Origin of the sequence: Rhodovulum sp. P5, from assembly GCF_002079305.1 — a bacterium.
Classification (GTDB): domain Bacteria; phylum Pseudomonadota; class Alphaproteobacteria; order Rhodobacterales; family Rhodobacteraceae; genus Rhodovulum.
This window is the reverse complement of the sequence record NZ_CP015039.1, coordinates 3,365,542-3,390,260: the sequence shown is the minus strand read 5'-3', so window position 1 is coordinate 3,390,260 and position 24,719 is coordinate 3,365,542. Positions and strand designations below refer to the sequence as shown.

The following is a 24,719-nucleotide window of genomic DNA, read 5'->3' as shown; positions in this document are numbered from 1 at the left end:
CCGGGGCCACACAAGCAAACGCCGGGGGGCGCACAGCATGAGGAAAAGCTTCATCGCCCGAAACCCGTCGGTCCTGATCTTCCTGGCCGCGCTCGCCGCCTTTACCCTCGCCGTGACCCTGCTGGGTGAGGGCACGGGGACGGGCCTGATCTCCACCAGTTTCGTCAAGACGCTGGGCAAGACGCTGTGCCTGTGCCTTGTTGCCATCGCGATGGATCTGGTCTGGGGCTACACGGGCATTCTTTCGCTGGGCCATTTCGCCTTTTTCGGCATCGGCGGCTACATGGTCGGGATGTGGCTGATGTATGCGCGAACGGAAAGCATCGTGGCCTCCTCGCTCGCGCAGGCCGAGATCCCGCCCACGCCGGACGAAATCCGCGACGCCATCGCCACGCAGATCTTCGGCGTGGTTGGCGGGAACGAGTTTCCTGCAATCTGGGCCTTTGCCCATTCCCTGCCGATCCAGTTGGCCCTGGTGGTACTGATCCCCGGTCTGCTGGCGCTGGTGTTCGGCTGGCTGGCGTTCCGCAGCCGCGTCACGGGCGTCTACCTGTCGATCCTGACGCAGGCGATGACGCTGGCGCTGGCGCTGTACCTGTTCCAGAACGACAGTGGTCTTCGCGGCAATAACGGGCTGTCGGGCCTTCAGAACATTCCCGGCGCCGACAACGTGCCGCAATCGCTGATCTCGATCTGGTTCTTCTGGGCCTCGGCTGCGGCGCTGGCCATCGGCTATGTTCTGGCGGCCTTCGTCGTGTCGGGCAAATTCGGCAGCGTGATCCGCGGAATTCGAGACGACGAAGCGCGGGTGCGGTTCCTTGGCTACTCGGTGGAGGGATACAAGCTCTTCATCTTCACCCTGACCGCGGTGATCGCTGGCGTTGCCGGGGCGCTGTACTACCCGCAGGCGGGCATCATCAACCCCGCGGAAATCGCCCCCATCGCGTCGATCTACCTTGCCGTCTGGGTCGCGATCGGGGGCCGCGGGCGGCTTTACGGTGCCGTGATCGGCGCGGCCTTCGTGTCGCTTTTGTCCACATGGTTCACCGGCGGACAGGCGCCGGATGTGCCCTTGGGGTTTTACACCGTGAAATGGGTGGACTGGTGGCAGATCCTGCTGGGGCTCAGCTTCGTGCTGGTCACGCTGTTTGCGCCAAAAGGGATCGGCGGGCTCTTTGACCTGATCGGCGGGCGGCATGCGCCCGACCGTCACGGCGCTGACCTCGGCCCGGATCGGGGCGCCCTTCGCGAACAGGAGGCCGAGCAATGACCGCGCTACTAGAGGTTTCCGGCGTCTCCGTCAGCTTTGACGGGTTCAAGGCGATCAACAACCTGTCCTTCCAGATCGGGCCGCGCGAATTGCGGGCGATCATCGGGCCGAACGGCGCGGGCAAGACCACCTTCATGGACATCGTGACCGGCAAGACGAAACCCGATGAGGGCCGCGTGCTGTGGGGTGAGTATTCCAAATCGCTGCTCAAGATGAACGAAAGCCAGATCGCCCGCGAAGGCGTCGGCCGGAAGTTTCAGCGCCCGACCGTGTTCGAGGATCAGTCGGTGTTCGACAACCTGCTGATGGCCCTTCGGAAGGACCGCGCCCCGTGGTCGGTGCTGTTCTATCGTCAGAACGCGGCGGACAGGATGCGGGTCGAAGATCTGGCCGATGAAATCGGCCTGGCCGATCAGTTGCCGCGCAAGGCGGGGGAGTTATCCCACGGCCAGAAGCAATGGCTGGAGATCGGCATGCTGCTGGCGCAGGAACCGCGGCTTCTGCTGGTCGACGAACCGGCCGCGGGCATGACGCTGGCGGAACGCGAACACACCACCGACCTGCTGAAAGAGGCCGCAAAGACCCGCGCCGTCGTGGTGGTGGAGCACGACATGGAATTCGTCCGCCGGCTCGACTGCAAGGTCACGGTGCTGCACGAAGGCTCGGTGCTGGCAGAAGGCAGTCTCGACCATGTCACGAAGAACCAACAGGTGATCGATGTGTATCTGGGGCGCTGAGCGATGCTGAAGACGACCGGTTTGACGCTGCATTATGGCGGCTCGCAGATCCTCCACGGGATCGACATGGAAGCCGCGGCGGGCCAAGTGACCTGCGTCATGGGCACCAATGGCGTGGGTAAGACGAGCCTTCTCAAGGCGATCTCGGGCACCCATCCACGCTCTGGCGGAAGCGTGGAACTGAACGGGGCAGAGGTACCGCGCGTGCCGGCCCAGGGCATGGCGCGACGGGGCGTCGGCTATGTGCCACAGGGGCGTGACATCTTCCCCTTGCTGACCGTGCGGGAAAACCTTGAAACCGGCTATGCCTGCCTGCCGAAATCCGAGCGTTTCGTGCCCGACGAAATTTACGAGCTGTTCCCGGTGCTGAAAGAGATGACCGGGCGGCGCGGGGGCGATCTGTCCGGCGGGCAGCAGCAGCAATTGGCGATCGCCCGGGCGATGATCACCAAGCCGAAGCTGCTTTTGCTGGACGAGCCGACCGAGGGCATCCAGCCCAACATCATCCAGCAGATCGGCCGCGTGATCGAATATCTGCGCGATCAGGGGCGGATGGCCATCGTGCTGGTGGAGCAGTATTTCGAATTCGCCTACGGGCTCGCCGACCGGTTCTACGTGATGGAACGGGGTGCCGTGACGCTTGAGGGGGCCAAGGCGGACCTGGCGAAGGAAACGCTGGTGAAGGCTGTGTCGGTCTGAACTTTCTTTCCCCTGCAAGTAAAAAGAAAGCAAAACGCCGCCCGAAACGGGCGGCGTTCTTCATTAGACGAACTGTTACCGCGGCAGGCTACCTTCCCCGCGCCCCGACATGCCGCCAGAGACCTCCTCGGTCGCCTCGTCGGCCAGTTCTTCCGGCAGGACGAGGTTCAGCACGATGGCAATCAACGCGGCGGGCAGCAGGCCACTTGTCATCAGGATGCGCAGCGTGTCGGGCAGGTATTGCACCGCCTTGGGGTCGAGTTGCAGGCCAAGGCCCACCGACAGCGCAATCGCGAAGGTCACCATGTTCCGGCGGTTCCAGTTCACGTCCGAAAGCATGGAGATACCGGCGGCCACGACCATGCCGAACATCACGATCACACCGCCCCCCAGAACCTCGATCGGGATGGTGCGGATCACCGCGCCGACCTTGGGGACCAACCCGCAGACGATCAGGAAGAGGGCACCGATGGTCACCACGTGGCGGCTCATCACGCCGGTCATCGCGATCAGGCCCACGTTCTGGCTGAACGACGTGTTGGGCAACCCGCCAAAGACACCGGCAATGGCCGTGCCGAAGCCGTCAGCGAAGGTCGCACCCTGAATCTCCTTGTCGGTCGCCTCGCGCCCCGCGCCGCCCTTGGTGATACCGGAGACATCGCCGACGGTTTCAACGGCCGACACGAAGGCCATCAGGCAGAAGCCGACAATCGCCGCGACGCTTACCTCGAACCCGTATTTGAAGGGCATCGGCACCTCGAATAGTGCAGCGCGGCCCCAGCTTGTGGTGATGCCGTCGATTGTGACCATGCCCATCATCAGCGCATAGAGGTAACCGACCACGATACCCACGGCCACCGCTGACACAGAGATCAAGCCGCGCGTGAAGAATTTAAGCGCGAGCGTCACGAAGATCACGACCAACGCGGCGGACCAGTTCAACAGGCTGCCATATTCCGGCTTGTCGATGGCCGGCACGCCGCCCGCGGCATACTGAATGCCGACCTTGACCAGCGCCAGACCGATCATGGTTACGACAAGGCCCGTCACAAGCGGCGGCAGGGCAAAGCGGATCTTGCCGATGAAGGTGCCAAGGAAGGCATGGAACAACCCGCCGATCAGCACACCGCCGAACAGCGCAGGCAGCGCCTCGACCCCCTTGCCCGCGACCAGCGGGATCATGATCGGGATAAAGGCAAAGCTGGTGCCCTGAACGATGGGCAGCCGCGCCCCCACGGGGCCAAGGCCGATGGTCTGAAACAGCGTCGCGACCCCGGCAAACAGCATCGACATCTGGATCATGTAGGTCATGTCCGGAAAGCCTTGCGCACCCGCGGGCGAGCCGAAGCCGAAGCCGGCGGCCCCGGCGATGATGATCGCGGGCGTCACGTTTGACACGAACATCGCCAGCACATGCTGGATACCCAGCGGCACCGCCTTGTGGATCGCGGGTGTATAGTTCGGATCGCGGAGCTGCTCCGGCGTTCCGATGGAGCTGTCTGCCATCAGTTGGTCTCCCTGTTGTGGTGGCCACCCCTCAACCCAGGGTGACGGTCAAAGGCCGGCTCAGGCGGTGCTCCTCCAGGTTTCCTCCCTCTCCGATACGGTCGATGACCGCGAAGAGGCCGGAACCGGAAATCGGGCACAGAACGCCATGCCAAGTGTTCCGTGCGATGTTCACTGCTTGATGGTCGCCCGCAACGAAGGCCCGGGGCGTTCCCGGCACCCCGCCTTCGTCTGCCGCAACAATGACCAGAAATCGTGCACCCTGCATCGGAATGAAGCATTGGGAGCCCAGCGGATGCCGTTCCAGGAAGTCGCACTTGTACGGCAGGTCCCGGATCTGTGCGTCGAACAGGCTGATCCCCGGCCGCCCATCCACGATGTCGAGCGTCGCCAGATCGGTGAATCGGCGGCACGCGCCCTGGTTGATCGTGACGAAATCGCCACCGGTCTCGATCACCTCACCGAACGGGGCAAAGGCCTCTGCCGTGATGGGCTCTGCCGCCAGCATCCTCACAGCCCCCCGGGCGTCAGTGCGGGGTGCCGGTTCACGTCCTTGTAGAGCAGATAGCGGAATCGCCCCGGCCCGCCCGCGTAACAAGCCTGCGGGCAGAAGGCACGCAGCCACATGAAATCGCCCGCCTCGACCTCCACCCAGTCGCGATTCAGCCGATAGACCGCCTTGCCCTCCAGCACGTAGAGCCCATGCTCCATCACATGGGTTTCCTCGAAGGGGATCGAGGCGCCCGGCTCAAAGGTAACGACATTGACGTGCATGTCGTGGCGCATGTCGTCGGGATCGACAAAGCGGGTCGTGGCCCAGCGCCCCTCGGTCCCCGGCATGGGACTGGGGGCAATGTCGGTTTCAGTCGCGAACACGGGCTCGGGAAGGTCGATACCGTCGACAGCCTGATAGTGTTTGCGAATCCAGTGGAACCGGGCCGGTGCTGTGCCGGGATTGGTCACTGTCCAGCCGCTGCCCGCGGGAAGATAGGCATAGCCCCCCGGCCCCAATGCGCGGGTCTGACCGGCCACTGACACGGCAATTTCACCTTCGACCACGAAAAGCACGGCTTCAGCGCCTGCATCGGGTTCTGGGCGATCACTACCGCCGCCGGGGGCGACCTCCATGATGTATTGCGCAAAGGTCTCGGCAAACCCGGTCAGGGGCCGCGCGATGATCCAGGCCCGCGTGCCCCCCCAGTGCGGCAGGTTGCTGGTGACAATGTCGCGCATCACGCCCTGCGGGATCACGGCGTAGGCCTCGGTGAAGACGGCGCGGCCAGTATGAAGCTGGCCTTGCGGCGGCAATCCGCCGGGGGGAGTGGCATAGGTCGGGGTCTGCACGGTGGTCTCTGGCCTCAATTCGGTCTGGGGTTGCTGGCCGGCGCCCGCAGGTCTTCGATCAGCGTACCGGCCGCGGCAATCTCGTCCTCATGCGGCCAGTCGCGGAACGGTTCGGCTAGACCGGCCTCGTACCACTCGACCATCGCCGGATGGACCAGCAGGGTTTCGGCATAGGTCGCCGCAGCGGCAGAGAGCTCCAGCCCATAGGTCTGAACGCGGAAGGCCACCGGGCAGAAAAAGGCATCGGCGGCAGTGAAACTCTGCCCCGCGAGGTAGGGACCGCCAAACCGGTCGAGCCCTTCGGACCAGAGCGCATCGAGCCGGACAAGATCGGCCGCGACAGCCTGCCGGGCCGCGTCACCAAGCGCGACGCGGATACCGACATTCATGCCGCAGACCTGCCGAACAGCAGAGAACCCTGAATGCATCTCTGCCGTGGCAGAGCGGGCGAAGGCGCGGGCCGCGCGATCCTCGGGCCATATGCCGGGATGCGGCTCCGCCAGATACTCTGCGATGGCAAGGGAGTCCCAGATGGCGAGATCGCCGTCTTTCAGCAGCGGGACAAGCCCGGTTGGCACGTGCGTGCGATACGCGGCCCATGCGGCCTGGTCATGGAAGGGAACCAGTGTCTCCTGAAACGGGATACCGTGGGCCTTCATCAGCACCCACGGCCGGAGCGACCATGAACTGTAGTTCTTGTTGCCTATGAAAAGCTGGTACATGGCACACCCTCCCCTTTCTCGATCCGGACGCCTGCGCGGGCAGGCACCCCCGCCCGACGCCTCAGCACGGTAGCATGTCTTTCAGGCGATGCAGCGCGATGCGTTCGACCTGGCGGCAGGCCTCGGCAAACTCGCTGTCCGCGTCATTTTCAAGCCGACGCTCGAACGCCGACAGGATCGACGCCTTGTCATGGTCGCGCACGGCGATGATGAACGGAAAGCCGAAGCGGTCGGTATAACGGCGGTTCAAATCCTCAAAACGCGCGCGTTCGGCATCGGTCAGCGCATCCAGCCCGGCGCCGGCCTGTTCGGCAGTGGACTCTGCCGTCAGGCGTTTGGCCTGCGCCAGTTTGCCGGCAAGGTCGGGATGGGCCCTAAGCACCGCCAGCCGCTTTTCGTCATCCGCCATCCGGAACACACGGGCCAGCGCATTGTGCACCCCCACCGCGCAGTCATGGGCAGGGCCAAGTTCCAGCCCGTGCGCGCCCTCGGCAATCCAGGGGGAATGTTCGAACACCCCGCCGAACCGGGCGACAAAGGTGTCGCGATCCAGTTCCGAGGGCCGTTCGATTTCAACCGGCGGATGGGTCGCGGCCCAGTGGTCGGCAATGTCGATGCGACGGGCCACCCAGACATCATCGAAATCGGCAATATAGTCGAGAAACCGCTTCAGCGCCGCGGCCCGCCCCGGACGGCCGACCAGACGGCAATGGAGCCCCACCGACATCATCTTCGGCGCGCCGTTGGTGCCTTCCTCGTAAAGCAAGTCGAAACTGTCCCGAAGATAGGCAAAGAACTGTTCGCCGGAGTTGAACCCCTGCGGCGTGGCAAAGCGCATGTCGTTGGCATCCAGCGTGTAAGGCACGATCAACTGGTGCCGGTCGCCGTACCGCTTCCAATAGGGCAGTTCGTCGTCATAGGTATCGGCGACATAGGCGAAACTGCCATCCTCGGCCGCCAGCCGGACGGTATGCATCGACGTCCGGCCCGTGTACCAGCCGCGGGGCGCTTCACCGGTCACCGCGGCATGCAGGCGCTTGGCCTCCTCCATATGGGCGCGCTCCTCGGCCTCGGTGAAATCCTTGTACTCGATCCATTTCAGGCCGTGACTGGCGATCTCCCAGCTCGCGTCCTGCATCGCGGCGACCTGCTCCGGCGCGCGGGCCAGCGCCGTGGCCACGCCGTAGACAGTCACGGGCATGCCGCGTTCGGTGAACAGGCGGTGCAGGCGCCAGAATCCCGCCCGCGCGCCGTAGTCGTAGATCGTCTCCATGTTCCAGTGACGCTGGCCCTGCCACGCGGCCGCGCCCACGATTTCGGACAGGAACGCCTCGGACGCGGCATCGCCATGCAACAGGCAGTTTTCACCGCCTTCCTCGAAATTGATGACGAACTGAACGGCAAGCTTTGCCCCGCCGGGCCATTTCGGATCGGGGGGCGTCGGGCCGTGGCCCCTCAAGTCGCGTGGGTAGCGGATCACGTGCATCCTCCGGCTCTTTCACTTTCGCATAAACCATGAAAGCTTTTGCGTCTTTCAAGGAATTTTTGAAAGTGTTTCCGGCCGCGGCGGCGTTTATCCTTGCGCCGCAGTTCGCCATGAACAGGATGGCAGCACGGAGGATCGCCCATGCCCGGATATCTGACAACCCATGTTCTGGACACCGCGCGGGGTTGCCCCGCCCCGGGGCTGAAGATCGAGCTGTTCCGCCTGGAGGGCGAGACCCGCACACTGCTTGCCACGATGGAGACCAATGCCGACGGGCGCACCGATGCGCCGATCCTGCCGGAGGCGGCGTTCGCACCCGGCCCATATGAGCTTGTGTTCCATGCGGGCGACTATCTGCGAGGCTTGGGGCTTGCGGCGGATTTCCTGGACGTGATCCCGCTGCGCTTTTCGATGACAGAGGCCGACCACTATCACGTGCCGCTCCTGCTCTCACCCTATGGGTATTCGACCTACCGGGGCAGTTGACGCAGACGTGCAGACGGCCCCACCGTCACGCCGCAAGCATCCGCAGCCCCTGCGTCACATCCGTGCGCACGGCAAGCCGCAAGGCGGGTTCATCCCCCGCCTTCAGCGCCGCCAGGATCATCCGGTGATGCTGTGGCGGTTCCGTCCGCCCCAGACGCCCGTAAAGCGACCGCATGGTCGGCCCCAGTTGCAGCCAGACCGTTTCGGCCATGGCCAGCATCGCCGGGGCCTGTGCGCGCAGGTAAAGCGCCCGGTGGAATTCCAGATTGGTCCGGATATAGGCCACCGCGTCGCCCCGGCCGACGGCCTCCCCGATCTCGGCATTGATCTTCTGCATCCGCTCGATCAGCGCCATATGCGCCCGCGGCAGCGCACGGCTTGCCAGCTCCGGCTCCAAGAGGGTGCGAAGCGCCGATAATTCCTCGATCCGCTCATTCGACAATTCCGGCGTGGACACCCGACCGGAGGAGGAGAGCGTCAGCGCCCCTTCGGCCACAAGACGGCGCACCGCCTCCCGCGCCGGGGTCATCGACACACCGAATTGCCGGCCGATGCCGCGCAAGGTCAGGGCCGCGCCCGGCGTCAGTTCACCGTGCATGATCTGCGTGCGCAAGGTCCGGTAAAGCCGCTCATGCGCCGCGGTGCCGGCCTCGCCCGGGCGGGTCTGGATCAACATGGGATCGATTGTGATCACACGGACCCGGGGCGTCAATTGTCGAAACGGACGCGGTGCAGGGCTGCCCCGTTTTCGCGTAGCCACGCCCGCGGTGCGGCATAGTTAGGCATCAGGCGCCCCACCACCGCCCAGAACGCCGGGGAGTGGTTCATCTCGGCCAGATGCGCCACCTCATGCGCGGCGACATAGTCCAGCACATCGGGCGGCGCCATGATCAGCCGCCAGGAAAACATCAGGTCCCCTTTCGAGGAGCACGAGCCCCAGCGCGACCGCACATCGCGCAGCGTCAAACGACCATAGGGTCGGCCCAGAGCGCTGGCATGCCTTTCTACGGCCGCGGCCAAATCCGCGCGCGCCGCGACCTTCAGGAAAGCGCGCACCCGGGCGGGCACCTGCTCCGCCTCTCCCGGCACCTGCAAGGCCGCGTCAACGACGCGCGGACGGCGGGATGCGCCGGCCACGATCACCAGTGCGCCCCCGCGAAACGGCACGCTGCCACCCAGGTGCACCGGCTGATCCGCGGGCTGTGCGGCCAGATGCCCCCTGATCCACCCTTCCTTTTCCCGGACAAAGGCCAGCCCGTCCGCCACAGGCGCCCGGGCCGGCAGGGTCAGTGTCACGCGACCGTCCAGTTGCGAAACCCGCAGGCTGTAGCGGCGCGCGCGGGACGACCGGCGCAAGGTCACCTCCAGCGGCGGATCACCCGGCAGTGTGGTTACACGCATCGATGCCTCGGAATCTTAACGGACTATAACAGCGCCAAAAGAGCTTTGACACCTTTGGGCACTTGTGGCAGGTGGCTGCAACCGCACGAAACGAGACCCTTTGAGAGGACCTTCATGCCCAAGGAAGAATGGGGTGTAAAGCGCGTTTGCCCGAACTGCTCGATCCGCTTCTACGATCTGCAGCGCGACCCGATGACCTGCCCGTCCTGCGGTCACAGCTTCTCGCTGGAGAGCCTTTCTTCGGGCAAGGGCCGGTCGCTGATTGCCGAGAAGCCGAGACCGCAAAAGGCCGCCGCCCAACCCGAGATCGACGACGATGATGCCGTGATCGACGACGACGATGAAAGCACCGACGTCGATCTTGGCGACGACGTTCTGGACGACGACGACGATGACAATGTGTCTCTGGACGACATCGCCGACATGTCGGCGAATGACGACGACGAAAGTTGAAGGATCGGGGGCGCATTTTTTTGCTTGAACTCCCCCCGGCACTTCCATAGACACACGCAGGCGACGCGAAATGATCGCGCGCCGGTCGGGGCCGTAGCTCAGTTGGGAGAGCGCTTGCATGGCATGCAAGAGGTCAGGGGTTCGATTCCCCTCGGCTCCACCATTCCTTCCTAAAGCCTTGATTTTCAAGTAAAGCGCTGACAGGAAAGGGTTTTCCGAGGCCACTGTTGCGGTAAGGTGTTACAGTGAGCAAGATCGTGAAAGCCTCAGGTCACACCCGACTCTACCGCCGCGGCGCTGTCTATTACCACCGCGCAACCGTCCCGAATGACATCCGGGATACCTACGGAAAGCGCGAAGAAACCTTCAGCCTGCGCACGCGGGACCACCCGGAAGCCCTCAGGCGGGTCAGGATGGCCGCTGTCGAGGTCGACCGGAGGTTTGACGCCCACCGGCGACAGGTGGCGGCGGAGCGCCGGGAAGCGGTCTCAGAGCTTGCGCCCGAGCAAATCAAGCGGATCAAGGCGGAATACTTCCGGTTTCGTCTGGAGGAGGACGAGGACGTCAGGCTCAGCGGGTTCGAGGAGACCGGAACCGCCTGCCCGGTTCCCGAGGAACAGCACGACCCAAGGCCCAGTTTCGACGAATACGAGGAACTGGGGCACGACATCGACGCGGTGAACCGCGCAAACTATGCCCGGGGGAAGCGAGACGCATTCTTCCGGGGGGAGGCCGAAGAAGTCCTGACCTGGGGCGGGATCGACATCCGGCTTGCCGAGGACTCGCCGTCCTGGGCCCCTCTCGTCAGGGCGTTGCAGGAGGCGGCGATACAGGCGGCTGAGGCCATCCAGCGCCGCAACAAGGGGGACGTGGTCGAGACACCCGAAGCCGCCCCAAGGGAGCCCCTGAGCGCCCCCAAGGGCAAACCGCTGTCGGCCCTGTTCGAGGACCGCAAGGCCGAAGCCGACCGCGCGAACCAGTGGACCGCGAAGCTCTCGGATGACTACGAAAGCTGGATCGGGCTCTTTCTGGAAACCGCCGGAGACCGCCCCATCCTCGACTACACAAAGCAGGACGCCCGGGACTTCAAGACCCTGCTGGTCGGGCTGCCAAGCAACCGGCAGAAGCACCCGGAAACACGGGGGCGCCCGGCGAAAGAGCAAGTCGAGGTGGCGAAGCGGTTGGGCTTGCCCCTTCTCAGCGTGACAACGGTCAACAAGGCGCTGGGCCGCTTGCAGGCCATTTGGAAATGGGCCGACAAGCAGATGGACGAAGACGTGTCCGACATCTTCGGCCCGATGAAGCTGAACGTCCAGATCGCGCCCCGGGATCAACGCGACCCGCTCAGCCCAGCGCAGCTACAAAAGGTCTTTCACGGCCCCCTGTTCACGGGCTGCGAGTCGGAACGGCGGCGCTCCCGGTCTGGGAAGACGAACATGAGCCATACGCATTGGTACTGGCTCCCCCTGCTGGGCCTCTATTCCGGCGCCCGCCTGAATGAGCTTTGCCAACTCCGCGTGGACGATGTCTGCGAGGATGGCGGCGTCCGGTATCTGTCTATCTCGGAGGACGGGGAACACCAGCGCGTCAAGAACCACAAGACACGGGACGTGCCGCTGCATCCCAGCATCCTCCAACTTGGCTTCTGGGACTACCTTGCCGCACGGCGGGCAGCCAAGGACCTCATGCTTTTCCCGGCGCTGAAGCGGGACAGCAAGGGGTACTACTCAAGCCAGCCGTCCAAGGATTTCGCCCGCTACCTGAAGCAGGTGGAGGCCAAGACGGACAAGACCTCGTTCCATTCCCTACGGCACAACTTCAAGGATGCCTGCCTGAACAACGGCGTTCCGTCAGAGATTGCCGATATTCTACAGGGGCACGCACCGGGCGGCATGGCGGGCCGCTACGGGAACCGAAAGGTTCACCTTGGGACACTGGCGGAGCACATCGCGAAGGTTGCCTATCCCGAGGTGGACTTGAGCAAGATCAAGCGGTTCCACGGGCTGCCCTGAGTGCTTTCATCGACGGCGGGTCTTCCCGAATAACAGGCACAGGCGTCCCCTTGGCAATCGTCCGGCTACCCCGGTTGTCGGCGCGGGGCTCTGACGCGGCGCAATGCACGGAAAATGCGGTTCGCAAAGGCCCGGGCGCACAGGGTCGTGCTCGAAAGTCCTGAAGGTGGGCCTGATGGGCAAAGCGGCCCACAGCGGGCACTCAATGCGGAGATGGATTTTGCATCGTAGCCTCTATAAAACTGGCATTGATCATAAAACACTGCCCTGTTATTGAACAGGCCCTATTGGGCACGGTCAAAACCTCGCCAGTGCCCCGACACGATACGAAGCAATTGCTCTATTGCCATCGTTAATGAAGAGCTTCAGGCTCATTATTCGCGTTGTTGGGTCCCGGTGCTCAATATGATCATAGCTGCGCTGTAACAAATTCCACACATCCAAAACAGTGAGCCTATTTCCCTGACAGGGGATAGAGAACTCACGCCTGGTTATCAAATCGCTGCGGAAATGTTCAAAACTGCATCGTATGTATTTAATCGGTTGCTTGGTCTCAATTTCTCTAGCTTTTGAATATGCCCAAACATCAAAATCGATTGAAAACAGTTCTAAACCTCGTCCGCTGTGGACAGCCTCAAACTTGACCGTGTCAGCGAGCTGATCGCCCTTTTTACACGCCCCAATCGCATACCGAACCGTGTTTACACATAGCAAACTAGAGACAACGGTTGTCGGATAACTTCTCTAGTTCAAGCGCACGCTCGTTATTCACTCGGCGGGTTGTAAGTCTGACCTTGATTTCATTCCCACGGCTAACGGACTGCTCCCTGAAATTTTCCAGAGAAGCGGGGGAATAAATATCTTCCAGAGACTCCCTGATAACGATATCATGCACGACGGCAATTAAAAACCGAGCCTCGCCTTTGTGTTTTTCTTGCTCATTAGGATCCCATCGGTATGGACTCTTGAGAGAATGATGGCGGAGCTTTCCTCGAAGAAGGACAAGGGCCTTAATTTTGTCCGCAACACTGGTGCAAGATTTGAACAAATCAAACTTCTCTTTGCTGTCGGCTTGGTGCGAATTTGTATGCTCAGCAGTAGCTTCCTCAATGCTCAAGCAGAGAGCTTGGTTTTTTGATAGCAGCTCAACCTGCTGCGCCGTTTTAGTCTTTCCGTCGCAGTATCGCGCCTCTAAAAACAAAAACATGTTATTATATGCATCTACATACCGACCAGCTTCGAACGCCAGACGACCTTCGCGGTAGTGAGATGTCGATTCTATTCGATCATCTGGGATAGAATTAGCGCAAAAGGCCCTACCGATCTGCTCAAAGTCACAAGCAGAATTGAGGGCTTTATCATAGCTGGACTTAAAGGACTTTAGGTGAATACGAGACTCTTCCTCGATATTCTCGGCGTGAAAGCGTATGTCAAAACTATCGTAGTCCAAGTCAACGATTTGTATTCCGCTGACAACTGCTTGCCAGTTCATGATCCTCTTTCTGGCCAACACAGCGTAACCGCCACTGCTTGCTTTCAACTCCGCTCTTCCGCTTGTTTCGGTGGACTGCTTGAAGTGTGGCGCATGCTCAATACTAACACCGGAAAATGATAGACACACTTTCTTCAGAACATTGCCCTCCCTCTCCAAAAAGAAAGTCATATTATCATCCTTGAGCGGCCACCCCTCCATAACCTCGACATAATTTTTCACGTCAAAGGCAACCGTAATTATCATGCCGAAAGCTCCTCGCCAGTCGCACGTTAGCTGTCCAGCATATATGTGTTCAAAGAGAATTCGACCAGACGTTTTCTGGCTCGGCGGGCGGCGTTAATGCATACTGAAGCATCCACGCAGTGATCAAAGGGACGGTGAATGGCCGCAATCCGCCCTACCTTTGGGGCCGCTCAGGGCTACCCCCCATGATCCGATAGACACTGGCCCGCCCGATCCCCAGCCGCCGGGCAATCTCCGTTGCCCCGACCCCTTCGGCCCTCAGCTTTCGCACCTCGTCGGCCTTGGCCTGTGCGGTGGGTTTGCGGCCCTTGTATTTCCCCGCGGCCTTCGCCTTGGCGATGCCCTCCCGCTGCCGCTCAAGCATGATCTCCCGTTCGAACTCAGCGACGCCCCCAAGGACCGTCAGCATCAACTTGCCGGTGGGGCTGGCGGTGTCGATCCCCATGCTCAGGATGCGCAGGGCTGCGCCGCGCTCCGTCAGCGTGTCGAGGATTTCCAGCAGGTGCGCCACTGAGCGGGCCAGACGGTCCAGCTTGGTTACGACCAGCGTGTCCCCCTCGCGGACGTAGGACAGGGCCTCAGCGAGCTTCTCACGGGCTGTCACGTCCACCGAGGACACCTGTTCCACGAACACCCGGTCGCACCCGGCGGCCTCAAGGTCCCTTTGCTGCCCCTCAAGGCCCGCCCTCTGGTCCAGCGTCGAAGTCCGGGCATATCCCACCAACATCGTCTCACCTCCATCAAGACTGTCTCACAAGATCTTAAACGTTATAGGCCGCAGCGTCTCAGAAATGAAAGACCATGTTTATGGGACATTCTGCGCCGGGCGGTGAGACGACTCACTAGACCTTGCCCTGTGGGACACTCTGGGGGGCATCCGGCAGACCCGCCTTTGCCCCGGAGTGTTCACAGGATCGGGGATGGGGAAGGTGGCGAGCGCTGAGCCGTCGCTACGGGGGGGGCCATGGGGGAAAACTGGGGGGACGCCCATGCGCATTAAGATGATAGATTTTCTGTGGAAATATCCGATGGGGTGGGGGCGGCCGCAGGATCGCAATTGCTGCCTGCCCTGTGACAGTAGAGACGGAGGCCCAGCAGACCATTCATCCCCAAGATACCCTCGGGGACCACTCGGGATGCAAACGAGGGAATGTCCTGTTTGGGGTTGGGGAGGTGCTGCCCTGACAGATCAGCGTTGCCAACCAAGGGGACTCTCTGGGGAACCCCAAGAACACTTAAGCACCTATAAAAAAACAATAATAACCCTCAGGTTACTCTCAGAGACCTCTTTAAGAATCTATAGAAATCTCAAACGGCCCAACCAGCCGTAGGGGATGCAAATTCTAAGTCATTGATAAAGATCCAGTTTCTCAAGATGCAGGGTGCGGCAAGCCGAATACCCAAACGCCCCCGCGACGCCCGACCTGCGCCGAAGTCTCCTTGAGCATATTTCCACCGCTTGCGGTGCTGTACACGCCCCCTATCCAAGCCTTTGAAACCGAAGCGCCTGGCTACGTCTTCCGCGACGTCTTGGGGGCGCTCGATACTGTGGAAACTCCGCCCCTTGGCAGGCCCGCACGCCCGTGGATTTGCGCCCCACAGGCCAACTCGGGATATCTCGGGCCTCACGATACCAGAGAGTTCCCGGGGGCACTCTTTCGGCCAAATCCCCATCCATCCTTACACGAAGGGCCACGGTATATGATCGGCTCCGGTTGGCTTGCAGAGTCCGCTTCCGGCCCTTGATCGGTCAGGAGAGTTTTCTCGGTGAAAGCGTGGATCGCCACACCGCCATCCTTGGACGCCGCTGGGTGTCTCCCACCGGGTACCGATATGCGTTGCCTTGTTGTTGGTCCGGACATCCGCAGACCTGTGGATTTGGGGCGCAGGATGGCCTTGCGGCCTCGGGGTAGGCGGAGGGTGCCCGGGGGAACTTGGGGGCACCCAAAGGGCCAAATCTCGGACCGGAGTTTACCGTTCGCGATAGGGCCGGAAGCGCATGTGAGCACCGGAGCTTGACTCTTCGGCGGTCAAACCCGCCCATTTGGAAAGCGGGGCAGGACTGAAACAGGGTGTCGAGCCGCGAACGAAGGCGACGAGTGTATCGGGCGCATGTCCGTCTTCCAGAAGGTCACGCGAGATCGCACAGGGGCCTTTGCGGGCGGGCCGGTTGAGGTCGATGGTAATGGAGGTCATGGGGAAAAGTGATGTTGGGAAGCTGGATGGGCTGGGCAGCTTGTTGGGGGCTGTCCTGAGAAAGCCGCAGCACGCAGAAAAAAACTGCAAGCGCGGGAAGTCGCTTCAACGAGAAGAGTCTTGATGAATGAAGCGAGCGAGAAGGCGTTTTTCGCCTCTGTAGGGGATACCAATTCAACGGGCACCAATGCTGGGCTGCAAACAATGCCCGTCACACCACACAAAGTGTTACAGCGGGCTGACACAAGCAGCAAAACCAGATACCCCTAAGCCACTGAAAATAAATACCGAAACCCACCGCCTGCCGCTTCCCCTCGGCTCCACCAAATTCTCACTTAGGCGGACTACCCGGGCAACAACGCGTTATTTATCAGGCGCGTTATGCTCATGTGATACCGATAGCCCCTCAGATCGCCATTCGCCCGTCTTGGCGACACAATCCTTCCGTGTATCGCCAAGACGCCTCATGCATGCCGGACTGATGCGGCGCTGACCTTGTCGATGCTGTCGGGCAACCGAGGGGCAAGGCCTGTCTTGGGCGCGTGGGCGACCTGTGGCCGCTGGCAAAAATCTGGTGATCTGGACCATTCCGCTCAACCCGGCCGTTCAGACCGCGGCATGACTTGATTTAGCCACACTTTAGGAAATTGAACTCTGAAAATATAAAATACTCCATTAACTTTCACCTTAAAGGAACACGCAACTCCGCACGCACCTGCCAGATATCGGATGTATCGTGCCGAATGTTGACGCGCAGCTTTCCGGGGAGGCGCGGGCTGGAGACGTCAAGCCCCAAACGCGTGCACCCGATCTCCGGATAGGAAACATTCTTGATATCGAGCAACGCGGAGCTGACTTTCGTCCTTGTTTTCGCGTATTGTCGGCAAAGGGCCATTTCCCCATCGACCCGTATCGCGCCGGTTTCCCACAGACGTGCAGCCACACCGATCTCCGGTGTCAGCGCGAAGGTGTTGAATTCGATGACCGTCGGATCGACGAAGACACCGATGCCCTCCGGCAGGTTGTAGCGGCTCTGCCCATAGCTCAGATCGACATCTGCCAGCGCAGAAACCCTGTTTGACAAGGGATATTTCGCGACCAACGCGATGCCGAGCAGCCTGTCCTTCGTAAGGTCGTACGGGGTGTCGGAATCGGGCGCCAGATCGTCGACGCCAAGCCCCGCACCGCCGCCACCGCCAGAGCCGCCCCCGGGCGCAAATGGTCCGAGAAATTGCAGCGCCGTCGCTTCAAGCGCCGACAGCGTATACTCCTGCCGATCATGCCCAATCAACAATTCCGTTTCAGTCGTCCAACGGCCGGGCGTATCGCAACCAGCAACCGACAGAATTAACATACAAGAAACCAATAAGCGCGAAACTTGAGTGGTAAAAGCCTGTCCATGCTTGACTTTTTTCATCTCGCGCTGCCCATTGCCCCTGAACGAAATTGACTGGAAGAGAGCTTGACCGATGGTTGCCGTCACCCTTACCACCGACTTGTTCCGGACCGTGTACGAGATGGCAGAAAGCTTTGCCAATGGCGAAGCGGGTTATACCATCAGCCTCGACTACGAGACCGAGCTCGACGAGTTTCTTGGGTACAGTGACACAAACGATCCGACGGTCAATTCGCTGTCCTCGACCCGGCTTGACCTGACTTACGGCGACTTCGACGTCGTTGCAACCGGAACGGGCATCGGGCCGGTCAGCACGCTGGAGGCGTTGTTCGAGGCCATCGACACAGGGGTCGCGACCGGGGAGATCGACACGGTCACGATTGACAAGGACGGCACGGGAGAGATCCTTGCCTTCTCGCTGCTGAGCAGTGGCTACACCCTGACATCCGGCGATGTCACCCTGACCATATCGGGAAGCCTACCGCAAAGCTTCTCCGACATTTTCGACTTCGCCGTGATCCTCGACGACATTCAGGATATGGCTGTCCTGTCCACGTCGCGTATGGCAGAGATCGTCGCGACCCTCGCCGCCTACGATATTCCCGCCATCGAAGTCACGGATGACGGCAACACCATCTTCGGCTTCAGCGTCACGACCTCGGCCGTGGAACTGAACCTCTTCGACCACCTGCTGACGTTGAACGGCACCTTCCCAAGCGATCTTGGGGAACTGGTCGATCTTATGAACGAGATCGAGGCCCTGGGCGGCGCTCCGATCGATCTGACCGATTACAGCAATTTCGGACTGGACAGTCTGGTCTTCACCGATCGCAACGACGACGAATTGCAGATCCTTACAGGCCCCGTGACCGACGAGGCCTCGCAGGAATTCACCTCCATCACATTCGACGGAGAAAGTTATTCGCCCGACTTCGATATTGTGTTCGAGGTGGACGACACGCCGGCAGACGGCGTCGTCCTTGGCGCGAACGATTGGGCGGACATGATATTCGGCACCTTCGCAAGCGGTGCGGGTGTTGGCGACATGATCGATGGCTTTGGCGGAAATGATCGGATTTTCGCATTCGACGGCGACGACATCATCGAGGGCGGCGAAGGCGCCGATACGATGACGGGTGGCGACGGCCGCGATACCTTCATGGCCGACGGCGCCAGCGAACTCGACGGCGACGTGATCACCGATTTCATGGCCGAAGACACATTGACCCTGCAATCGGTTCTGGGGTCCGTGACCTCGGTCTCCTCGTCGGTCTCGTCCACGGTGATCTCCGTCGACTTCGACGGCGATGACGCAGCAGACGCATCGATCACGCTGCAGGGCGACTTCACCGGCCAAAGCTTCGATGTGACCGAACAGCCGGAGTCCACCGTCGAGATCACCCTGTCGGAGGCAGAGGCCGCCCACGACTTCACCGGCGACGCAACCAGCGACATTCTATGGCGAAAGTCAACCGGCCGGGTCGGTTTCTGGGAGATGCATGACGGGGCAGCAACCTATCACTTCCTTGCCGACGTCGCCACAAGCTGGACGATTCAGGAAACCGGCGATTTCAACGGCGATGGCACCATGGATATCCTGTGGCGCTATACCAGCGGGACGGTCGGCTATTGGGAGATGCAGGAGGGCGACGAAACCTTCCACGTCATCGGCTCTGCGGGCACCGACTGGACCGTCAAGGGCACCGGCGACTTCAACGGCGACGGCACCGAAGACGTCCTTTGGCGCAAGGACACCGGCAGTGTCGGCTTCTGGGAAATGGACGACGGGAATGAAACATTCCACGTCATCGGCTATGCTGGCACCAATTGGCTCGTGGAAGGGATCGGCGACTTCAACGGTGACGGCACCGAAGACGTCCTTTGGCGCAAGGACACGGGCAATGTCGGTTACTGGGAAATGGACGGCGGGGATGCGACGTTCCATGTCATCGGCTATGCCGGAACCAACTGGACGGTCGAGGGCACCGGCGATTTCAACGGCGATGGCACCGACGATATCCTGTGGCGCAAGGACACCGGCAGCGTCGGCTACTGGGAAATGGATGGCGGGGAAGAGACGTTCCACGTCATCGGCTTTGCCGGAACCGACTGGTCGGTCGCGGACACCGGCGACTTCAACGGCGATCAGACGGACGATGTCCTGTGGCGCCGGGATACCGGCATGGTTGGCTATTGGGAAATGGAGAACGGGGAAGAGACGTTCCACGTCATCGCCAATGTCGGGCTGGACTGGGACATCGTGTAAACGGGCTTGAGCACCGGTCGACCTGACTGCGCCTCGGGCGTCCCGCGCGCCCGAACTCCCCCTGTCGAACGGAGATTCCGGTCTCGAACCAGACCTCCTGCAACCGGTCTGCGTTCCCGAACGCTTTGGCCCGTCCATTGTGGCGAGTGCATTTGCCTGTCTCTGGTTGGGGTATGCGGCACACAGCCTGGGCCGATCCATGACCTGCGGCGAAGGCGATTCCCACGCCGGTGAAGAGGCCGAGTTTTGTGCTGAGATTTTGACAGAAACGGCTTGAAGCCGTCGCGCTCACAGCGTATCTACGCGTCCACCGTTGGGGTGTAGCCAAGTGGTAAGGCAGCGGTTTTTGGTACCGTGTATCGTAGGTTCGAATCCTACCACCCCAGCCAAATCTCGTTTCTCGCGCAAGCAGCCACGCAATCGCAGCCGGAATTCGGGCCGGTCTTCGCTGCACCACCGCCAGCGGCAACCATCGAATAACCTTACCGCACCATCAGCTTGCCCGATGCTACCGGCAAGCGTACTGCAGGGAAGGTTCGGATGAGGATGAGACGGTGCGCTACATGACGACAGGGTTCTGGGCGCTTTCCCTTGCGGCACTGTCGCCGGGCTGCACCCCTTTTCCGGACATCGACACGACCGAACCCGCCCGCGAGGTTCCGGCCATCTATCCGCGGTTGATTCCGATCGACCCGTTGCTTGTTCCCGAACAGGATCCACGCGTGACACCGCAACTGGCCGGGGCAATTGACGCGAGCGGTGCGACGCTCAGGGCGCGGGCGGTCAGCCCGGTTCCCGCCGGTGACGAGACGTCGGGTTTCGAAGCCCGCGCCGCGATCCTGCGCCAGAAGGCGGCCGCCCTGAAGGCGCGCAGCGAATAGCGGTGCCACGCGTTGCAAGCCCTGCATCATCGCGCTAACAACCCGCGAACCCAGACAGACGGCCAATCGGAGACCCGACCATGACCACCCCCTTGCGCCTAGGCATTGCCGGGCTTGGCACCGTCGGCGCCGGTGTCGTCAAGATCATCCAGTCGCGCGCGAACCTTCTGGCCCAGCGCAGCGGCCGGCCGCTGACGATCACGGCCGTCTCGGCCCGCACCAGGGACAAGGACCGCGGCGTTTCCCTGGATGCCTATGACTGGGAGGACGACCCAGTCGCGCTGGCCCAGCGCGACGATATCGATGTCTTCGTGGAACTCATGGGCGGGTCTGACGGGCCTGCCAAGGCCGCGACCGAGGCCGCCATCGCCGCGGGCAAGGATGTCGTGACCGCCAACAAGGCGATGCTGGCCATTCACGGGCAAGCCCTGGCGGAAGCAGCCGAAGCGGCGGGCCACGTGATCCGGTTCGAAGCCGCGGTCGCCGGCGGCATTCCGGTCGTCAAGGCGCTGACCGAGGGGCTGGCCGGCAACCAGATCACCCGGATCATGGGCGTGATGAACGGCACCTGCAATTACATCCTGACCCGGATGGAAGGCGAGGGCCTGCCCTATGAAACGGTGTTCAACGAGGCCAACGCCCTTGGTTATCTTGAGGCTGACCCGACGCTTGACGTGGGTGGCATCGACGCGGGCCACAAGCTCGCCCTGCTGGCCTCCATCGCCTATGGCACCAAGGTGAATTTCGCCGCGATGGATCTGGAGGGGATCGAGCGGATTTCGATCGACGACATCCGGCAGGCGGCCGACATGGGCTTCCGGATCAAGCTGCTGGGCGTGGCGCAGATGACCGGGCGCGGTCTGGAATGCCGGATGACCCCCTGTCTGGTTCCCGCGGCCTCCCCTCTTGGTCAGCTTGAGGGCCCGACCAACATGGTGGTTCTGGAGGGCGACGCCGTCGGCCAGATCGTGCTGCGCGGGGCCGGTGCGGGCGAAGGCCCGACCGCAAGCGCCGTCATGTCGGACGTGATCGATATCGCCCGCGGCATCCGCGTCTCCACTTTCGGGCAACCGGCGACCGCGCTAGAGACGGCACGCCCCGCACGGGCCAGCGCCGCGGCACCCTACTACCTGCGGATGGAGTTGGAGGACCGCCCCGGCGCGCTGGCAAAGGTGGCCACTGTTCTGGGCGAGTCCGGGATATCCATCGACCGGATGCGCCAGTATCGCCATGACAGCCCCAGCGCCCCTGTTCTGATCGTGACGCACAAGACCACGCGCGATGCGCTGGACCATGCCCGGGCCGGGTTTGCCGACACCGGGGTGGTTGCCAAAGACCCTGTCATGATCCGGATCGAAATGGTCTGAAACCCGGCCCCCGCCGCCTGATCCGCGCGTGGGGCGCGGGTTTACCGTTCATTAACCTTAACAGCCGATGAAGGCGGTGCAGTTCTAAAGAGCACCGCCCATGTCGCCTGTCATACCGTTGACCGCGGCCCGGTCACGGCTATCCGGGCCAGCGGACCCCGAACTTCGCCCTGAGGACAGGGATCGCCGCCTGGGCGAGGCGTTGCTTGCCACGGGGACCCTGTCGCCCCAGGCCCTTGCAACCGCCTTTTCCGACCATTCGCGGATGGATGTCGGCCTTGGCGAACTGCTGCTGGCACATGGCGAGATCACGGGCGATGCGTTGGGCGAGGCACGGTCGCAGCAATACGACGCGGGGCACGCTGATTTTCAGAATTTCCCACCCGATCCGCGATTGATCGACGTGATCGGTGCGGCGCGATGCCTGCGACAGGGGCTCCTGCCCTGGCGCCGTGTGGCCGGTGGAACCCTGATCGCCACGCATCGGCCCGAACATTTCGCCGCGGAAAGTCGTACCCTTCCCGCCGATCTGCACCCCGCCATCATGGTCCTTTGCAGCGAAGAAGAGTTGCACCGGACATTGCTGCAACAGCGGGGGCACCATCTGGCACAGGCCGCGGAATTCCGCGTATCCCCGGACGAAAGCTGCCGGTTCTGGTATGCGGCCGGTCCGCGCGCCGCCGTGGTGGCATTCCTTGCGGTGCTTCTGGTCACGGCACTTGTGGCTCCGCTGGCTTTGCTGGCGGCGCTCACCTTGTGGACGGTGGGATGGATGGTGCTGGGGACCGCGCTGAAACTGACCGCAGCCCTCGTTCAGGCGCGGGCCCTGCGGCAGCGGCCGGAACCTGACATCCCGACGATTGCCCGCCTGCCCGTGGTTTCGATCCTCGTGCCCCTTTATCGCGAGACCGAGATCATGGCGCGCCTGATCGAACGCCTTTCGCGGCTCGACTATCCGCGCGCGCTTCTGGACATCTGCCTTGTGACCGAGGCCGACGACATCCTGACACGGGAAATGCTGCACCGCACCCACCTGCCCCGCTGGATGCGCTGCGTGACGGTGCCCGCCGGAACACTGAAGACCAAGCCGCGCGCCCTGAACTTCGCGCTCGACTTCTGCCGAGGCTCCATCGTCGGCGTCTACGATGCAGAGGACGCCCCGGCCCCCGATCAGATCCGCAAGGTGGTCGATCACTTCCACAGCCGCGGCGCCGACGTGGCCAGCGTGCAAGGCGTTCTGGATTTCTACAACACCGATACCAACTGGCTCTCCCGCTGTTTCACGATCGAATATGCAGGGTGGTTCCGGGTGATCCTGCCCGGCATGGCGCGCATGGGCCTGCCGGTTCCTCTGGGTGGGACGACGCTCTTCTTCCGCCGAACCGCGCTGGAGGCGCTGGGCGGCTGGGATGCCCACAATGTCACGGAGGATGCCGATCTGGGCCTGCGGCTTGCCCGGCACGGCTATCGGACAGAGTTTCTGGACAGCATCACCGAAGAGGAAGCCAACTGCCGCGCCTGGCCCTGGGTCCGGCAACGCTCTCGCTGGCTGAAGGGTTATGCGATGACCTGGGCCAGCCATATGCGCAATCCCGCGCGGCTCTGGCGCCAGTTGGGCGGCTGGGGGTTTGCGGGGATGCAGGTGCTCTTTCTCGGCACGCTGTCGCAGTTCGCCTTCGCACCGCTGCTGTGGTCGTTCTGGGGGCTGATGCTGGGTTTCGGTCATCCGCTTGCCGGGATTCTTCCTTCGGGAGGCATGACCGTGCTGGTGGGTCTGTTCGTCGCCGCCGAGCTGGTCAATCTCGGGGTCGGGGCGTTCGGCCTGTCACGCGCTGGCAAGCTCAGGCTTCTTGCATGGCTTCCCACACTCCACGTCTATTTCCCGCTGGCGTCGATGGCCTCCTACAACGCGCTATGGGAGATGGCGTCGCGTCCGTTCTTTTGGGACAAGACCCGCCACGGCCTGTTCGAACCGCCCCAGGCGGACCCCGATGCCGAAGAGATCATCGCAAAGGTGCACGCGCAGTTGCACCCCGACGATGCGGTCGTCAGCCGTCAGGAAAAAGCGCAGCGGCGTCGTGGCGAAGGCGCGCCTCGAACGCGATCGAGATATGGCTCTTGAGCGCCTCGCTCGCCGCATCACCATCGCCTGCCTCGATAGCCGCGATGATCGCATCATGCTCGGCCAGCGCATCCTGCCCACGCCCGTCGATGGCCAGCGATGTCGTCGCCATCAGCGCCATGGTCCGATGCACAAGATCGAGCTGCTGCACCAGATACCGGTTGTGAGAGGCCAGATGGATCTGCTTGTGAAACCGACGGTTTGCCCGTGACAGGGCGACCGGGTCGTTCAGGTGCTTGCGGTCCTCCTGAACCATGGCGCGCAAGACCCGGATTTCCTCTGCCGTCGCGTGCTGCGCGGCCAGCCGCGCCGCCAGCCCCTCCAGTTCAGAGCGCACGATATAAAGCTCTGCCATCTGGTCGTGGCCAAGCGAGGCGACAATCAGGCTGCGCCCGTCGCGGGTCAGCAGCGACTGCGTTTCCAGACGTTGCAGCGCTTCGCGGATCGGCGTACGGGAAACGCCGAAACGTTCGGCCAGTTCGCTTTCGACCAGCCGGTCGCCGGGCGCGTAGACGCCCACATCGATCGCTTCCAATATAAGGTCATACGCATCCTTGTGCGCGGGACGGATGTCCTTCATCTAGGGGCGCTCCTGCATACCGTGGTAGACAATAGTGCTCTGCGCCGCGGCAAATCA

General features: G+C 62.2%; 22 protein-coding genes and 2 tRNA genes. 12 read left to right on the top strand and 12 right to left on the bottom strand.

Translation table 11 applies throughout. The features are described from left to right. Positions 1 to 37: 37 nt before the first annotated feature. Genes urtC through urtE form a run of 3 tightly spaced genes read left to right on the top strand, consistent with a single transcriptional unit; the run spans position 38 to position 2,706 of the window. On the top strand, positions 38 to 1,270 hold the full coding sequence (gene urtC / locus RGUI_RS16135) for an urea ABC transporter permease subunit UrtC (protein WP_081534820.1): 1,233 nt from the start codon (positions 38 to 40) through the stop codon (positions 1,268 to 1,270). Further along, positions 1,267 to 2,007: an urea ABC transporter ATP-binding protein UrtD gene (gene urtD, locus RGUI_RS16130; protein ID WP_081534818.1), complete on the top strand. Its 741-nt coding sequence runs from the start codon at positions 1,267 to 1,269 to the stop codon at positions 2,005 to 2,007. The genes urtC and urtD overlap by 4 nt, the downstream gene beginning before the upstream one ends. A gap of 3 nt (positions 2,008 to 2,010) precedes the next feature. After that, positions 2,011 to 2,706 (top strand): urea ABC transporter ATP-binding subunit UrtE, encoded by a 696-nt coding sequence (gene urtE, locus RGUI_RS16125; protein WP_081534816.1) that lies wholly within the window; start codon positions 2,011 to 2,013, stop codon positions 2,704 to 2,706. Between the two features lie 75 nt (positions 2,707 to 2,781). Here the strand turns inward: urtE and RGUI_RS16120 are convergent, their stop codons facing one another. From RGUI_RS16120 to puuE, 5 genes are all read right to left on the bottom strand, one after another. Further along, positions 2,782 to 4,212 (bottom strand): uracil-xanthine permease family protein, encoded by a 1,431-nt coding sequence (locus tag RGUI_RS16120; RefSeq protein ID WP_081534814.1) that lies wholly within the window; start codon positions 4,210 to 4,212, stop codon positions 2,782 to 2,784. 31 nt (positions 4,213 to 4,243) lie between these two features. Continuing rightward, on the bottom strand, positions 4,244 to 4,720 hold the full coding sequence (locus tag RGUI_RS16115; protein WP_081534812.1) for an ureidoglycolate lyase: 477 nt from the start codon (positions 4,718 to 4,720) through the stop codon (positions 4,244 to 4,246). Between the two features lie 2 nt (positions 4,721 to 4,722). Next, positions 4,723 to 5,556: a bifunctional allantoicase/(S)-ureidoglycine aminohydrolase gene (locus RGUI_RS16110; RefSeq protein WP_081534810.1), complete on the bottom strand. Its 834-nt coding sequence runs from the start codon at positions 5,554 to 5,556 to the stop codon at positions 4,723 to 4,725. 14 nt (positions 5,557 to 5,570) lie between these two features. Beyond that, entirely contained in the window at positions 5,571 to 6,278 is a 708-nt protein-coding gene (locus RGUI_RS16105; protein WP_081534808.1) for a glutathione S-transferase family protein, read from the bottom strand. 61 nt (positions 6,279 to 6,339) lie between these two features. After that, positions 6,340 to 7,758 carry an allantoinase PuuE gene (puuE, locus tag RGUI_RS16100; RefSeq protein WP_081536133.1) on the bottom strand — a complete coding sequence of 473 codons (1,419 nt, stop codon included), beginning with the start codon at positions 7,756 to 7,758 and terminating at the stop codon, positions 6,340 to 6,342. A gap of 147 nt (positions 7,759 to 7,905) precedes the next feature. On the opposite strand from puuE, the gene uraH reads away from it, so the two are divergent. Beyond that, the gene (uraH, locus tag RGUI_RS16095; RefSeq protein ID WP_081534806.1) at positions 7,906 to 8,250 is read left to right on the top strand and encodes a hydroxyisourate hydrolase; all 345 of its coding nucleotides are present in this window, start codon (positions 7,906 to 7,908) and stop codon (positions 8,248 to 8,250) included. 25 nt (positions 8,251 to 8,275) lie between these two features. Here the strand turns inward: uraH and RGUI_RS16090 are convergent, their stop codons facing one another. Beyond that, on the bottom strand, positions 8,276 to 8,926 hold the full coding sequence (locus RGUI_RS16090; protein ID WP_156882999.1) for a GntR family transcriptional regulator: 651 nt from the start codon (positions 8,924 to 8,926) through the stop codon (positions 8,276 to 8,278). Between the two features lie 32 nt (positions 8,927 to 8,958). Beyond that, positions 8,959 to 9,651, bottom strand: a complete 693-nt coding sequence (locus RGUI_RS16085; RefSeq protein ID WP_081534804.1) for a M48 family metallopeptidase — start codon at positions 9,649 to 9,651, stop codon at positions 8,959 to 8,961. Between the two features lie 114 nt (positions 9,652 to 9,765). On the opposite strand from RGUI_RS16085, the gene RGUI_RS16080 reads away from it, so the two are divergent. From RGUI_RS16080 to RGUI_RS16070, 3 genes are all read left to right on the top strand, one after another. Beyond that, complete coding sequence (locus RGUI_RS16080; RefSeq protein WP_081534802.1) at positions 9,766 to 10,104, top strand: TIGR02300 family protein; 339 nt, start codon at positions 9,766 to 9,768, stop codon at positions 10,102 to 10,104. Between the two features lie 87 nt (positions 10,105 to 10,191). Continuing rightward, a tRNA-Ala gene (locus RGUI_RS16075) sits at positions 10,192 to 10,267 on the top strand. A gap of 82 nt (positions 10,268 to 10,349) precedes the next feature. Continuing rightward, entirely contained in the window at positions 10,350 to 12,116 is a 1,767-nt protein-coding gene (locus tag RGUI_RS16070; RefSeq protein WP_081534800.1) for a site-specific integrase, read from the top strand. Between the two features lie 715 nt (positions 12,117 to 12,831). Here the strand turns inward: RGUI_RS16070 and RGUI_RS16065 are convergent. From RGUI_RS16065 to RGUI_RS16055, 4 genes are all read right to left on the bottom strand, one after another. Then, on the bottom strand, positions 12,832 to 13,854 hold the full coding sequence (locus RGUI_RS16065; protein ID WP_081534798.1) for a hypothetical protein: 1,023 nt from the start codon (positions 13,852 to 13,854) through the stop codon (positions 12,832 to 12,834). Between the two features lie 154 nt (positions 13,855 to 14,008). Then, on the bottom strand, positions 14,009 to 14,581 hold the full coding sequence (locus RGUI_RS16060) for a recombinase family protein (RefSeq protein ID WP_081534796.1): 573 nt from the start codon (positions 14,579 to 14,581) through the stop codon (positions 14,009 to 14,011). A gap of 1,244 nt (positions 14,582 to 15,825) precedes the next feature. After that, positions 15,826 to 16,050 carry a hypothetical protein gene (locus RGUI_RS21515; protein ID WP_156882912.1) on the bottom strand — a complete coding sequence of 75 codons (225 nt, stop codon included), beginning with the start codon at positions 16,048 to 16,050 and terminating at the stop codon, positions 15,826 to 15,828. A 682-nt stretch (positions 16,051 to 16,732) separates the two neighbouring features. Next, positions 16,733 to 17,533: a hypothetical protein gene (locus RGUI_RS16055; RefSeq protein WP_156882998.1), complete on the bottom strand. Its 801-nt coding sequence runs from the start codon at positions 17,531 to 17,533 to the stop codon at positions 16,733 to 16,735. Between RGUI_RS16055 and RGUI_RS16050 the strand changes: the two genes are divergently transcribed. The 5 genes from RGUI_RS16050 to RGUI_RS16030 all read left to right on the top strand — a co-directional run bounded on the left by RGUI_RS16050 (position 17,520) and on the right by RGUI_RS16030 (position 24,082). Continuing rightward, positions 17,520 to 19,712, top strand: coding sequence for a VCBS repeat-containing protein (locus RGUI_RS16050; RefSeq protein ID WP_081534792.1), 2,193 nt, complete (start codon positions 17,520 to 17,522; stop codon positions 19,710 to 19,712). The two genes, RGUI_RS16055 and RGUI_RS16050, sit on opposite strands and share 14 nt — an antisense overlap. 314 nt (positions 19,713 to 20,026) lie before the next feature. After that, a tRNA-Gln gene (locus RGUI_RS16045) sits at positions 20,027 to 20,101 on the top strand. Between the two features lie 165 nt (positions 20,102 to 20,266). Next, complete coding sequence (locus RGUI_RS16040) at positions 20,267 to 20,593, top strand: hypothetical protein (protein ID WP_156882997.1); 327 nt, start codon at positions 20,267 to 20,269, stop codon at positions 20,591 to 20,593. Positions 20,594 to 20,673: 80 nt separating this feature from the next. Further along, positions 20,674 to 21,960: a homoserine dehydrogenase gene (locus RGUI_RS16035; RefSeq protein ID WP_081534788.1), complete on the top strand. Its 1,287-nt coding sequence runs from the start codon at positions 20,674 to 20,676 to the stop codon at positions 21,958 to 21,960. 100 nt (positions 21,961 to 22,060) lie between these two features. Continuing rightward, positions 22,061 to 24,082: a glycosyltransferase family 2 protein gene (locus RGUI_RS16030; RefSeq protein ID WP_253798539.1), complete on the top strand. Its 2,022-nt coding sequence runs from the start codon at positions 22,061 to 22,063 to the stop codon at positions 24,080 to 24,082. Here the strand turns inward: RGUI_RS16030 and RGUI_RS16025 are convergent. After that, positions 24,009 to 24,662, bottom strand: coding sequence for a GntR family transcriptional regulator (locus tag RGUI_RS16025; protein ID WP_081534786.1), 654 nt, complete (start codon positions 24,660 to 24,662; stop codon positions 24,009 to 24,011). The genes RGUI_RS16030 and RGUI_RS16025 overlap by 74 nt on opposite strands. Positions 24,663 to 24,719: the final 57 nt, after the last annotated feature.